Genomic DNA, 12,583 nt, shown 5'->3' on the forward strand with positions numbered 1-12,583 from the left:
AGTATTATCCAACTCCACAACTTATAACAATGGGAAAAGAATCAAACGACATCAGTAAATGCCCCTTTCACAACGGCAGCATGCAGCAGAGCATTGGCGGTGGCGGCACCAGGAACCGCGACTGGTGGCCTGACCAGTTAAAATTGAATATCCTTCGCCAGCATTCGTCCTTATCCAACCCGATGGGGGAAGATTTTAACTATGCCGAAGCATTCAAAAGCCTCGACCTGGAAGCGGTGAAAAAGGACCTTCACGCACTTATGACCGATTCGCAGGACTGGTGGCCGGCGGACTTCGGGCATTATGGTCCCTTGTTCATCCGTATGGCCTGGCATAGCGCCGGTACCTACCGTGTAGGTGATGGCCGCGGCGGTGCGGGAGCAGGGCAGCAACGTTTTGCCCCGCTGAACAGCTGGCCGGATAATGTGAGCCTGGATAAAGCCCGCAGGCTGCTTTGGCCGATCAAGCAAAAATATGGCAACAAACTCTCATGGGCGGACCTGATGATCCTTACCGGGAATGTAGCGCTGGAATCCATGGGATTCAAGACCTTCGGCTTTGCCGGTGGGCGTGAAGATGTGTGGGAGCCGCAGGAAGATGTGTATTGGGGTGCCGAGACTACCTGGCTGGGTGGTGACCTGCGTTATGCGCATGGTTCCGAAGGTGTTCCGAAAGAACATGGCGTACTGGTGTCTGACGATGATGCGGATGGCGCTATCCACTCCCGCAACCTGGAAAATCCGCTCGCTGCCGTGCAGATGGGGCTGATCTATGTGAATCCTGAAGGTCCCGATGGCAATCCCGATCCCATTGCCGCAGCTAAAGATATTCGTGATACTTTCGGCCGCATGGCCATGAACGATGAAGAAACGGTAGCCCTGATAGCCGGCGGGCACAGCTTCGGCAAAACCCATGGCGCGGCCCCTGCCACCCATGTAGGCAAAGAGCCTGAAGCAGCCGGTCTGGAATTGCAGGGCCTCGGCTGGAGCAATAGCTATGGCTCCGGTAAAGGCGCTGATACCATTACCAGTGGACTGGAAGTCATCTGGACGAAAACGCCCACCCAATGGAGCAATAATTTCTTCGAAAACCTGTTCGGCTTTGAGTGGGAGCTTACCAAAAGTCCGGCCGGCGCACATCAGTGGGTAGCGAAAGATGCCGGGGATATCATTCCCGATGCGTATGACGGTGCAAAAAAGCATCGCCCTACCATGCTGACGACCGACCTCTCTTTGCGATTTGATCCGGTGTATGAAAAGATATCCAGGCGCTTCCTGGAAAACCCGGAAGCATTTGCGGATGCTTTTGCCCGCGCATGGTTTAAACTGACGCACCGCGATATGGGGCCGCGCAGCCGTTACCTGGGCCCGGAAGTGCCGGAAGAGGAATTGATCTGGCAAGACCCGATCCCCGCAGTTGATCACCCATTGATAAACGAGCAGGATATCGCAGCCCTGAAGACAAAAGTATTGGCATCCGGCCTGAGCGTATCTGAACTGGTGTCCACCGCCTGGGCTTCGGCTTCCACCTTCCGCGGTTCCGACAAACGCGGCGGCGCCAACGGCGCCCGCATCCGCCTGGCTCCGCAAAAGGACTGGAAAGTAAACAACCCGGTACAGCTGCAAAAGGTATTGAACATACTGGCCGGCATTCAGAAAGAATTCAATGACGCACAGACGAACGGAAAGAAAATTTCCCTGGCGGACCTGATCGTACTGGCCGGTAACGCAGGTATCGAAAAAGCGGCGAAAGATGCCGGGAATGCGGTAACCGTTCCTTTTACGCCCGGCCGTATGGATGCCTCGCAGGAACAGACCGACGTGGAATCGATGGGGTACCTGGAGCCGGCTGCTGATGGTTTCCGCAACTACCGCCAGTCGAAATTACCCGTATCTACCGAAGCATTGCTGATCGACAAAGCGCAGTTGCTCACCCTTACCGCTCCCGAACTGACCTTGCTGGTGGGTGGCATGCGTGTGCTGGACACGAACTTTAACGGTTCCAGGCATGGTGTTTTTACCGCCCGCCCGGGCCTGCTGACGAATGACTTCTTTATAAACCTGCTGGATATGGGCATTGCCTGGAAGGCAGCTACGGAGGACAAAGAGTTGTATGAAGGCAGCGACCGCGCCACCGGCAAAATAAAATGGACGGCTACCCGCGCCGATCTGGTGTTCGGCTCCAATTCCGAGTTGAGAGCTATTGCAGAAGTGTACGGAAGTGTAGACGCGCAGGGTAAATTTGTGAAAGACTTTGTAGCGGCCTGGAATAAAGTGATGAACCTGGACAGGTTTGATGTAGTCTGATTGATCACTTGCCATATTGATACAGCAGCCTCCGGTGACGGGGGCTGCTGTTTTTTGGGATGCTACAGTATCTCCACATACCCTTCCGTTCCATGCACCCGGATCCGTTGCCCGTCTTTGATCAGGCTTGTAGCATGCTCTACCCCCACAACCGCAGGCAGTCCGTATTCCCGGGCAATAACAGCGCCATGGGTCATCAGTCCGCCTACTTCGGTGACCAGGCCTTTTATGGAAACGAACAATGGCGTCCAGCTGGGGTCGGTAAAGGCCGTCACCAATATATCCCCGTCTTCCAGATCGGCATCTTCCATGTTCAGGATAACCCGCGCCCGTCCCTCTGTAACTCCGGAGGAAACCGCCAGGCCCGGAATGGCCCCGGCGGGGAGATCTTCCCGCTTGTACCGGCCTGTAAAGATCTCGCCGTCTGATGTGATAACGCGTGGGGGAGTGAGTTTTTCATATGTTTTGTAAGCGTCTTTTCGTTGCCTGATGAGCTGGTCATCCACCCTGTTTGTGCGCAGGGCTTCGCGGAGCTCTTCAAAAGAGAGGTAGTCAATATCTTCGGTTTCCTGCAGTACCCCGGCTTGTACAAGTTGTGCGGCTGTCTTTAACAGCGCCTGCCTGTAAACGAAGTAGCGGTTGACCATCCCGTATTTTGGATATTCCCGGTAGCCGATGAAATTCCGCACCAGGTCGATCATTCGTTCCGTTTCTACCGCTTTTTGTTCACCATCCGGCAGTTGCTTCAACCGGTCCAGCAACGCCTGCTTTTTTTTGAATGCTTCCTGCCGTCCCTGCTCAAATTTCCGATGGCTGGCGCCCGGCGCAAAGTTTCTGATATTGCTGAGGAGCAAGGGGAGCAGGGTAACAGGCTTTTCGATCCAGCGTGTTCTGGTGATATCGATCTCCCCGGCACAACGCATCCCGTATTTGTCAAGATAAGCGGAGATCGCCGCTCTGCCTGCCTGCCCGCCTTCAAATTGAGGCAGTTCTTCGAGAAAGCGCTCATTCTTCGTATGCTGTAGATAGTCCACCACTGCCGGATACGGACGAATTACGTCGGCAACATCCAGCAACGCAAGACCCATTTCCGAGGTAATATTACCGGGGGCGGATTGAGACAGGGTATCTACGGCGTTCTTTTCACCCAGCCATTCGTTCATTTTTTCATTGATCCATAATGAGGCCTCTACAACAGCTTTGATCACCGTTGCGCTTTCAGGGCCAAACAGGAGACTTTTCAATTCCTGCAGATCTTCCAGGATAAAATCCAGCAGATCTGATCCTGATCTCGTTTGAATGTTTTGTTTTAACGCTGCTATCGACGCCTGGTTGTTCCTGATCAGGTCCGCAACGATGGCCGGATCGTTTTCTATCTGCGCAGGAGAAGCCGGAGGCGGAATGTTCCGGCCGTTTTTGGCGGGGTTTTGTGCTTGCTGATCATCCGGCAATAATTTTATGAAATCCTCCTGCGCCACAACAGTCATCAGTGCGTCTTTTATAAGCGGATCGGATTGCCCCAGGTTATGGATGACTATTTTTCTGCCGGCTGGCGAAGCCAGCATGGCGGTAATGTCAATAAACAGCCTTCCGGCCGCAGTGCGCATAGGGGCGCGGGTCGTCAGCAGGAAAAAGGACAGGCCCAATGGCCTGATGGGATCGGTCATCATTTGCTGATGGCCGACAGATACATAGACGTGATTTTCCCCGTCATTGGCTTCGGGGATGGGGAACAGGGTGGTGACCGGCCGGCTCTGGACAATATAAAACGTATCATCAGCCAGGCACCATTCGATGTCCTGCGGGCAGCCGAAATGCGCTTCGATCTTTCTGCCGGTTCGCTCCAGCTGCAGGATCTGCTCATCCGTCAACGCCGGTTTGTGCCGCATCTCCTGTGCAATCTCCATTTGTTTTGTACCGCCATCTTTCAGGGGATAGACTGCCAGATGCTTGCCGGATATCTTTTTATCGATGATGCTGCCATTGCGCACTTTATAGTTGTCCGCATTCACGAGGCCGGAGACCAGGGCCTCGCCAAGTCCGAAGCTGGCATCAATGGATGTTATTTTCCTGCTGGAGTTGACAGGGTCTGCCGTGAACAGTATCCCTGCGGCCTGCGGGAATACCATCTGCTGCACAACTACAGCCAGGCGTACTTTACGATGGTCGAAACCCTGCTGAAGGCGGTACATGACCGCCCTTTCCGTGAACAGCGAAGCCCAGCATCTGCTGACCGCCTTCAGGACCGCCTCCTTCCCGATGACGTTCAGATACGTATCCTGCTGGCCGGCAAAGGACGCCGTTGGCAAATCCTCCGCAGTGGCGCTGGACCGTACGGCATAGGCGTTGTTTTCACCAGACTGTTCCAGGTGCAGGGTGATCTCACCGGCAATGTCCGCGGGGATCGCTATGTTTTCTATCGCCTTCCGGATGCCGGCGCAGATCTCATGAATGCCTTGCCTGTTATCCGCTTTCAGCGCGGCCAGCTGATCCAGCAGCGTGTCAAGCATTTCGTTATTGCCCATGATGGCTTTATATGCTTCCGTGGTAATGCAAAAGCCCTCCGGTACCCTTACGCCTTCCATCCGGGATAATTCCCCCAGGTTGGCGCCTTTGCCTCCGGCCATGGCAAGCGTTGTTTTATCTGTTTCCTGAAAACGAAGTATGTAAGCACGCATATGCTGTATTTATTTGACTTTTTGCTGCTATTGCAGGTAAGGTTGTTTTTATACTAGGAAGCTGTTGAACGCAACGTGTCAGTTGTTTCATTCATCAGTTCAATAGCCTTCGATAAGTACGTTTCAATGATTTTGATTTCCTTGTCCGGGAACGATGCAAAGAGTATTTCCGATTTGTTCCGGAATTCCTTGTACAGCGGTTCTAAAAGCGCCATGATATTTTTCGTGTTTGGCATGATGAAGACTTTCCGCCTGTCGTCTTCCGCAAATTTTCTTTTGACCAGTTTTTTCTTTTCAAACCGGTCTATTAAACCCGTAACCGCGCCGGTCGTCAAGCCGGTCAATGTAGCCAGCTCGCCGGCGGTCATCCGTCCCTTTTCTATCAGAAAGCCCAGGTATTTATGGTCGGTTCCCGAAAGCCCCGCCTTTCGGGCAACGGCTTCGTGCATCTGAATAGTCGTGTAAGCATGTAACTGGTTCAGTTTTCTGACGTGTTTGATGATGTCGGTATTCATTTTATATCTTATTATGTAAGTATCTTAGTTACAAAGATAATATTTATTCTGCGGGATGAACAACAAATTCCGGGGAATAAGGGAGGTTAATGTAAAAAGCCACTGAAAATCAGTGGCTTTTGATATTTGTGATCCTGCATTTGCAGGCTGATGGGAAAGATAATGGCTATGTCGGCCTAAAACATCGGCGGCGGTGCATTCAGGTCGGCATCCAGGAAATCGGTGATCATGGGGATCAGCCAGTCCGTCTGCATCATCATCCCGATATGGGTAGTGCCCGGTAGAATGGCCAGGCGGGATTGGGGCAGGCCGTGGATATCGCCCATTTTTCCGCCGCCCTTGGCCCGGAACAGCTCCAGGGCATGCTCATACCGTACGCCGTCGGCATCGCCAATAGCCATGAACAGGGGAGTTTTGATGTTCTTAACCTCTGCGGACCAGTCATAAGGCTTCAGGTCTATGCTTATCACCTTCTTCACAAACTCCGGAAAATGCGCCGGATCATTTCCAAGGCTGTCGTATTGCGTTTGTATGGGTGATCCTTTGAACATATCCGCATTGATCGTTGAATACATGGCCTCTACATCAGGCCACCATCCGTCATGCGCATAGGTACCGGACAGTACCACCAGCCGGCGTACCTGCTCCGGATGCCGCACGGCCATCTGGAAGGCAACTCCGCCTCCCATGCTGTATCCCAGTATGTCCGCACTGTCTATCTTGAGATGCCTGAGCAGTCCGGATACATCGTCCGCCATATTTTCATAGCTGAATTCCCGGGATATATCCCTTGTGCGCCCGTGGCCCTGCATTTCCGCTACGATGACCTGCCTGTCTTTCGCCAGCAGGGGGATGATGTGCGACCAGTTCAGGGGGATATTCATAAAGGAGCCATGGAGGAGTACGATGGGCTTGCCTTTGCCATAAACCTCATAGTACAGTTTTAGCCCGTTTACAGCTGCGTAACCGGTGTCAGCAGGCTGAATGCTTTTGCCGGCAACCGTTTCCGTTGTTTCAGCTGAGGTATTTTGTTCATTGGTGGAACGCGGCTGGCAGGCTGCCAACATCGCTAAAGCAATAATAACGGGGAGACGGGTGAGGATGTGCTTATTCATATCGTGTGTTTTTTTACGATACAAATGTCGGCAACAATACTATGTCCTTTACAGTGCGTATGTGCCATTCCTGCGGGGAGAATGCGACATGGAGATGTAGCATGGTTAACCGCAGGGGAGCGTACTGTTTATGCCAATAAGCGCTGTAAAAGGGGGCAGACTGTCCCCGTTCTCCGGCAGCAGGCAAAGTCTTTATAAAGCATCCAGGAAATCAAGATACAGCGGAACGCTTCTTTCAATCCATTCCTCCGAAGTGTTGAACTCCATCCCGTAGTAAGCAAAGAATGGCCTGTAATCGGCTTTTACATATTCAAAAGTCAACTCAAAAGGTCTCGTTAATTCTGCCAGGGTGTATTTATATCTTTCTTCCCGGCGATATTCGTGTTCATCAACCCCCAGTGATATCGCCAGTGCAATTTTCTTCCCCGAAACCCTGTACCCGCTTTTACTGCCGTAAGCCCATCCATGCGTCAACACTTCATCGAACCATTTCTTCAAAAGCGGAGGACAATTGAACCAGTAGTACGGGAACTGAAATACAATTTTGTCATATTGCTCAACCAGCCGTTGTTCCGCCAGTACGTCGATTTTTTCATCAGGGTAAACCTTGTATAGCTGGTGGACTACATATTTGTCAGGGAATTTATGCAGTTCTCTGATCCATCTTTTGTTGACAGCTGAATTTTCAATATCAGGATGTGTTACGATTACCAATGTTTTCATCTTGTCAAAAACTTGAAAGTTATGACGCAAAAATAAAGCGGATACCCTTAGTTTTGTACATTAGCAGCTGATTGTAATGTACTATAAAAAATGTAAGTAATGTCCCGCATCAAAGAAACGTCAACAAACTTTGCCAACAAACAGGCCCTGGCAGATGAATGTGCAGAAGCTTATGCAGCAAACATTATTGGCGGGCAATGGGCATTGGTCATTTGTTCCTGGTTAACGAACGGGAAGCACCGGTTTGGGGAACTGAAGAAAAAGCTGCCCAATATAACGGAACGAATGTTGACTTTGCAACTGCGGAAACTGGAGGAGCATAAAATTGTGAAACGGACCGTTTACGCAGAAGTGCCGCCGCGGGTGGAGTATGAATTGACGCCGATAGGTTACCAGCTGAAACCCATCATCAGACAACTGGAGAAGTGGGGGGAGCAGCATAAAAAGCTGATGTAAAGGACGACCGTGGTTGGCCTGCCCCGTTGATAAGAGCGCATGATGGAGAATGGAGTGTGCCGCCTATTTTAAGGGCGACCTTTTTTTCTGATGTTGGTTTCATGGGGTCAACGGCCGCTGCCGTAAAATTATCAGTCATGAAGTTCAAGCTAATTTTATCTTTTTTGCTTTCAGCCACTTGTTTTGCCGCATTCAGCCAGGAAAAGCGATCCGGCGAACCCGAAAAACGCGACATTGCCGCTACGGAGAATGGCTTGATCAAGATATCCGTCATGTACCCATATGCCGAGGGTAAAACCTTTGATATGGCGTATTATGAGACTAAGCACATGCCCATGGTGGCCGGTTTTTTGGGATCAAACCTGGTTAAATATACTATTGAAAAGGGGCTTTCCAGCGGTGTTCCCAACCAGCCTTTGCCTTTTATGGCTATTGGTACATTTTATGTTAAAAGCTTACATGAATATCAAGCGGCTATCGCTCCAAATAGAGATAGGATTCGTGCGGATTTTATAAATTATACCAATGCCGTTCCCGTTATTTTGGTGAGTGAGGTGGTAAGGTAAAGTTTATTTTAATGGTAAAGCATCCGGCATCCTTCCCATGATTTAACAGTCAATTGAACGATGCCCTGAATTCCAAAGGCGACAGGTCCGTCTTGTTTTTAAACAGTTTACTGAAGCTCTGCGGATGCCCGAAGCCTAGTTCGTAAGCGATTTCACTGACTGTTAATTGTGTCGTAGAAAGTTTTTCTTTCGCTTTTTCAATCAGTTTTTCATGAATGTATTGTTTAGCGCTTTTTCCTATCAATGAGCGGAGCACATCACTTAAATATCCCGCGGAAATATTCAATTGTCCGGCAAGAAAACGTACGCTTGGGATTCCCTGCTTCAAAGATTGTTCACTGTTGAAATACGCATCTAAAATGGTTTCCGTTTTTTGCAGGATATCATTATTGATGGTTTTACGGGTTATAAACTGTCGCTGATAAAAGCGGTTGGCATAGCTCAACAACAGTTCTATTTGGGCAATGATTACTTCCTGGCTGAATTCGTCAATCCTGCCGTTCAGTTCTTTTTCTATTATTGCGCATACGGAGAGAATGGTTTGTTTTTCTTCGTCTGACAAATGGAGGGCCTCGTTCACAGCATAGGAAAAATAGCTGTATTGTTTTATCTTTTTTGCCAGGGGATAACCTTGTAGAAAATCAGGATGGAGCAGCAGAATATAGCATGATGCGTTACCATTATTCTCTGTGCTTCCCACCAATTGATTAGGCGCCAGAAACAACATTCCTCCTTCGTCAAAATCGTAATAGCTCTGGCCGTATTTCAGCCTTCCGGCATTTTCTGCAATGAACGTTATTTTATAGAAACTCAACACATCATAGCCAGGTATGTTACCGGGATTTAAAGGCTGGTCTTTATCAAAATAGGTTATGCTGACCAACGGGTGTTTTGGTTTGGGCATCCCGAAGGCTCTATGTATCTCGGAAATGGACCGGAACCGGATAAGTTGATCTTCCTTTTTCATTTTTTAAATTTAAGATAAAATAGAAACCTATGGAGCAATCATCTCCATAGGTTTCAAGCCTTTTGGAAATTTACCAGGGGAAAATTTCGCGATTGGGTCCCGTAAACATGCCAGTGGGACCATCTTCCTCTAATGCCACACGCACCGGCTCCTGCGAACCTACTTCCACGGGATCAGTACCCTGAAAGTTATTCAGTGCAGTAGCGGTAAAGCTGGGCGTTACGGCATTTACCCTGATATTGGAATCTTCCAGTTCAATAGCAAGCGCCACCGTAATGGCATTAAGTGCTGTTTTGGATGCGCCGTAGATCACTTCGAAGCTTTTTCGCCAGGGGGTATTCGTTTCCATATTGAGCGCGAGCGAACCCAAAGCGCTTGATACATTTACGATTCGCGCAGCAGGCGCATTGCGCAATAATGGCAAAAATGCCTGGGTAACAGCCAGAGCGCCAAAAACATTGGTATTCCAAACGGTACGCATCTCATCAATAGAGGCTACACTGGCGCGGTTGGCGGCCATGATCTCTTCGAGTGTCCGGTTGGGAATCCCGGCATTTGATATCCCGGCATTGTTGACCAACAGCGTAAGATAGCCAAAGTCGCTATGGATCCGGGCGGCAGCTTCACGAACAGAAACCGGATCGGTTACGTCCAACTGTATGGCGCGGGCTTTTCCGCTGATTTCAGCCACAGCATCTTCACCATTTTTCAGGTTGCGTGAAGCTACATATACGGTGTAGCCATTATCGGCAAGCGCTTTCGCGATCTGAAAACCAACGCCTTTATTGGCTCCTGTTACGAGGGCTGTTTTGTTTGTTGCTGAGGAGGTGGAACCTGAAGTTCCTGTTTCATTTGCTTGCATAACTTTGCTTTTTATTGAAAATTTGTTTTGGCAAAATTCCGGAATCCGGCAGTGGCAGTTGTTGCCAAACTCAATATGATTGTAGTCGTATTGAGGATCGTGTTTTGTCTGATTGCCAACAACCGTCCTGCTGTCTCCGGGTCCCGGTGCTGCCATGTCTAATGCGATGGGTTGTTGCGGGAGACGCCTGAACCGGCTATATCGGGTCTTCACCGGCATCTCCCTGCGTTTTCAATGCTTTTTAGCTATCTTGCAAAGCAAGGTGCGGCGCAATTGTGCGGCCTCCGGAAAACAATTTTTGGGATGGAATTACATCAGAAAATAGCAGTTGCCAGGAAGAAGAAGGGATTTACCCAGGGGCAGTTGGCGGAAATGGCGAATGTTACCGTCCGGACCATTCAACGGCTGGAGAGTGGGGAGAGCGTTCCGAGGCCTTATACCATCAAGGCCATTGCTGCGGCCCTGGATACAACCTTCGAAATGCTGACCGCCGATGTGCCCGGTACTGCTGTGGCCGGCAGCTCAAATTCTCCGGTAAGCCGGGGCGGCGCTGAACAGGAGAAACATTTCCTGGAGATCCTGTGCCTTTCCTGTTTCAGTTACCTGGTAGTTCCGTTGGTGCATTTCCTGATTCCGGTCTATTTGCTGAAAAGGTCCGGCCAGCAGAATCATGCGGTCATCGCTTTTGCCCGGTTAATGATCAGGCGGCAAGTGTACTGGGCGGTGACCCTTAGCATGCTGCTGCTGCTGTCACTGAGCTATAACTTTATTGTATCTGTATATTTCCCGGGGGGCTTCCTGCTCCACTATATCTGGATCTTTGTGTCCATGTACCTGCTGAATGCCATCCTGATCAGCACCACCCTCTGGCGGATCAGGAATGCCGGGTTTTTGGTGAATATAAGAAGCTGATTATCAATAAATGTCGTGTTAAAGCCGGGTAAACTACGGCTGAAGGGCAGCCAGGAGAGCGTAGTTTTGTATCCTGAAAAAGATCCAGGATGCAAACGAAACCCAGATTCTTAAGCGGCATTTTACCGGCAGTTGTTGCGGGGTTGTTTTTTATGACCGCTGCCGCAAAGGCACAATCCGTTCCCGGCCTGCCGGAAAACCAGCTTGTCCTGCCCGCGGGAACATCCACTATTCCTTTTATCTGGCAGGGTGATAGCATCGGCCGGCAATGGGAACCTCATGCGGCCCTGCTGATCCCGGTGAGGTTGGCCCATTGCCCGCGTCAGTTTTATATGCAGTTCGACCTGGGCTCTCCTTATTCCCTGCTGTACCGGAACATGCTGACCGCTATTCAGCGGAAATATCCTCAAGCCCTTCCGCCGGGCGAACCGGGGAAGACATTAAAGAACATATCTTTTGAAGCCGGGGAAACACACGTTACAGCCGGCGAAATAGCGGTGGAGCAGTTCGATAGCACAGACATTGACTGGAATGACGAAAGCCGTATGGACATCATCGGCACGATAGGGACCGACCTGATTGACGGGAAAGTGGCCGTCATTGATTATCCCGGATGCCAGCTGAGCATTTCACCAGTCGTACCCGCAGCGCTGCTTCCTCATCTTTCCCTCGTGGATTTCACGTACGTGCGGCGAAGCATATTGCTTCCGGTGAAATTGCAGGGGGATGCGAAGATGATCTTCTTCGATACCGGCTCCAGCATGTATGAACTATTGACCGATGAAAGTACCTGCCGGCAACTCGCGGTTCACAATACCGCACATCTGCGGCACCAGGTTAAATCCTGGGATAAATATATCACGGCCAACAGTTTCGCATCAAATGAAACCATCGAGATCGCCGGCAAAAAGATCCCGCTCCGGTATTCCACGTACATGGAAGGGGTCAGCGATGCACAGGTTGAACAGATGGCCAAAATGGGCATCGCGGGCATGACAGGCAACAAACTTTTTTTGAACTACAAGCTGGTGCTGGATACCCGGAATAAAAAATTCGGGCTTATCCACGCTTTCGGACCTTCACTGAAACTGGACCGCAGTGGGGAGATAACGCGAAAAAAATATTCTGAAAAAAGTAGGTAATTCAAATGAGTTTTTGCTACATTTGGATGAGTAAGAAAATTTCCAATGCGCATTTTTGTTTGAAAGGAGTTGACCACGATGTATGTGCCAGCCCCGTCAGCTTAAACCTTTTAGCAAAGTGTACCGGCGGAAAGTTTGTGAGGCCCTTGATATAGCTAAGACGTTTGAAATTGTGCGCCGATCCCATTCCAGGTGTACAAAATGTAATTGTTGAGACACTATTTTTTAACACCCTAAATCTTTTTTTTAACCGGCTGCAAGCCATCCGCAAGACCAATACTCAGTTTGTTGACTTTTAGTGACCCTATGTTTGTAACGGAGTGTAATGGCTTGCATAACCC

Annotated in this window: 11 protein-coding genes; 5 read left to right on the forward strand and 6 right to left on the reverse strand. The window is 50.0% G+C overall.

Annotated features, from left to right (window positions below; translation table 11 throughout):
- Window positions 1-29: 29 nt before the first annotated feature.
- Window positions 30-2,306, forward strand: coding sequence for a catalase/peroxidase HPI (gene katG, locus FW415_RS14375; RefSeq protein ID WP_148386200.1), 2,277 nt, complete (start codon window positions 30-32; stop codon window positions 2,304-2,306).
- A gap of 62 nt (window positions 2,307-2,368) precedes the next feature.
- Here the strand turns inward: katG and ppsA are convergent, their stop codons facing one another.
- The 4 genes from ppsA to FW415_RS14395 all read right to left on the reverse strand — a co-directional run bounded on the left by ppsA (window position 2,369) and on the right by FW415_RS14395 (window position 7,337).
- The gene (ppsA, locus tag FW415_RS14380; protein ID WP_148386203.1) at window positions 2,369-4,984 is read right to left on the reverse strand and encodes a phosphoenolpyruvate synthase; all 2,616 of its coding nucleotides are present in this window, start codon (window positions 4,982-4,984) and stop codon (window positions 2,369-2,371) included.
- A 53-nt stretch (window positions 4,985-5,037) separates the two neighbouring features.
- Window positions 5,038-5,499 (reverse strand): MarR family winged helix-turn-helix transcriptional regulator, encoded by a 462-nt coding sequence (locus tag FW415_RS14385; protein ID WP_148386205.1) that lies wholly within the window; start codon window positions 5,497-5,499, stop codon window positions 5,038-5,040.
- 176 nt (window positions 5,500-5,675) lie between these two features.
- The gene (locus FW415_RS14390) at window positions 5,676-6,614 is read right to left on the reverse strand and encodes an alpha/beta fold hydrolase (RefSeq protein ID WP_148386208.1); all 939 of its coding nucleotides are present in this window, start codon (window positions 6,612-6,614) and stop codon (window positions 5,676-5,678) included.
- A 192-nt stretch (window positions 6,615-6,806) separates the two neighbouring features.
- Window positions 6,807-7,337 (reverse strand): NAD(P)H-dependent oxidoreductase, encoded by a 531-nt coding sequence (locus tag FW415_RS14395; protein ID WP_148386210.1) that lies wholly within the window; start codon window positions 7,335-7,337, stop codon window positions 6,807-6,809.
- A gap of 99 nt (window positions 7,338-7,436) precedes the next feature.
- On the opposite strand from FW415_RS14395, the gene FW415_RS14400 reads away from it, so the two are divergent.
- Together FW415_RS14400 and FW415_RS14405 are read left to right on the forward strand one after the other, a co-directional pair.
- Window positions 7,437-7,793 (forward strand): helix-turn-helix domain-containing protein, encoded by a 357-nt coding sequence (locus tag FW415_RS14400; RefSeq protein ID WP_148386213.1) that lies wholly within the window; start codon window positions 7,437-7,439, stop codon window positions 7,791-7,793.
- 137 nt (window positions 7,794-7,930) lie between these two features.
- The gene (locus tag FW415_RS14405; protein WP_148386215.1) at window positions 7,931-8,359 is read left to right on the forward strand and encodes an EthD family reductase; all 429 of its coding nucleotides are present in this window, start codon (window positions 7,931-7,933) and stop codon (window positions 8,357-8,359) included.
- Window positions 8,360-8,408: 49 nt separating this feature from the next.
- On the opposite strand, the gene FW415_RS14410 is transcribed toward FW415_RS14405, so the two are convergent.
- Window positions 8,409-9,326 (reverse strand): AraC family transcriptional regulator, encoded by a 918-nt coding sequence (locus tag FW415_RS14410; protein WP_148386218.1) that lies wholly within the window; start codon window positions 9,324-9,326, stop codon window positions 8,409-8,411.
- A 70-nt stretch (window positions 9,327-9,396) separates the two neighbouring features.
- On the reverse strand, window positions 9,397-10,344 hold the full coding sequence (locus tag FW415_RS14415) for an SDR family NAD(P)-dependent oxidoreductase (protein WP_246858745.1): 948 nt from the start codon (window positions 10,342-10,344) through the stop codon (window positions 9,397-9,399).
- Between the two features lie 147 nt (window positions 10,345-10,491).
- On the opposite strand from FW415_RS14415, the gene FW415_RS14420 reads away from it, so the two are divergent.
- Together FW415_RS14420 and FW415_RS14425 are read left to right on the forward strand one after the other, a co-directional pair.
- A complete protein-coding gene (locus FW415_RS14420) occupies window positions 10,492-11,100 on the forward strand; it encodes a helix-turn-helix domain-containing protein (RefSeq protein WP_168208826.1) in 609 nt (202 codons plus the stop codon).
- An 89-nt stretch (window positions 11,101-11,189) separates the two neighbouring features.
- The gene (locus FW415_RS14425) at window positions 11,190-12,242 is read left to right on the forward strand and encodes a hypothetical protein (protein WP_148386222.1); all 1,053 of its coding nucleotides are present in this window, start codon (window positions 11,190-11,192) and stop codon (window positions 12,240-12,242) included.
- Window positions 12,243-12,583: the final 341 nt, after the last annotated feature.

It is taken from the genome of Chitinophaga sp. XS-30 (assembly GCF_008086345.1).
Taxonomy (GTDB): Bacteria; Bacteroidota; Bacteroidia; order Chitinophagales; family Chitinophagaceae; genus Chitinophaga.

What these genes read in the sequence shown, in the direction of transcription:
- katG (WP_148386200.1), top strand. Translation starts at nt 30, where the DNA reads ATGGGAAAAGAATCAAACGACATCAGTAAATGCCCCTTTCACAACGGC.
- ppsA (WP_148386203.1), bottom strand. Translation starts at nt 4,984, where the DNA reads ATGCGTGCTTACATACTTCGTTTTCAGGAAACAGATAAAACAACGCTT.
- FW415_RS14385 (WP_148386205.1), bottom strand. Translation starts at nt 5,499, where the DNA reads ATGAATACCGACATCATCAAACACGTCAGAAAACTGAACCAGTTACAT.
- FW415_RS14390 (WP_148386208.1), bottom strand. Translation starts at nt 6,614, where the DNA reads ATGAATAAGCACATCCTCACCCGTCTCCCCGTTATTATTGCTTTAGCG.
- FW415_RS14395 (WP_148386210.1), bottom strand. Translation starts at nt 7,337, where the DNA reads ATGAAAACATTGGTAATCGTAACACATCCTGATATTGAAAATTCAGCT.
- FW415_RS14400 (WP_148386213.1), top strand. Translation starts at nt 7,437, where the DNA reads ATGTCCCGCATCAAAGAAACGTCAACAAACTTTGCCAACAAACAGGCC.
- FW415_RS14405 (WP_148386215.1), top strand. Translation starts at nt 7,931, where the DNA reads ATGAAGTTCAAGCTAATTTTATCTTTTTTGCTTTCAGCCACTTGTTTT.
- FW415_RS14410 (WP_148386218.1), bottom strand. Translation starts at nt 9,326, where the DNA reads ATGAAAAAGGAAGATCAACTTATCCGGTTCCGGTCCATTTCCGAGATA.
- FW415_RS14415 (WP_246858745.1), bottom strand. Translation starts at nt 10,344, where the DNA reads ATGGCAGCACCGGGACCCGGAGACAGCAGGACGGTTGTTGGCAATCAG.
- FW415_RS14420 (WP_168208826.1), top strand. Translation starts at nt 10,492, where the DNA reads ATGGAATTACATCAGAAAATAGCAGTTGCCAGGAAGAAGAAGGGATTT.
- FW415_RS14425 (WP_148386222.1), top strand. Translation starts at nt 11,190, where the DNA reads ATGCAAACGAAACCCAGATTCTTAAGCGGCATTTTACCGGCAGTTGTT.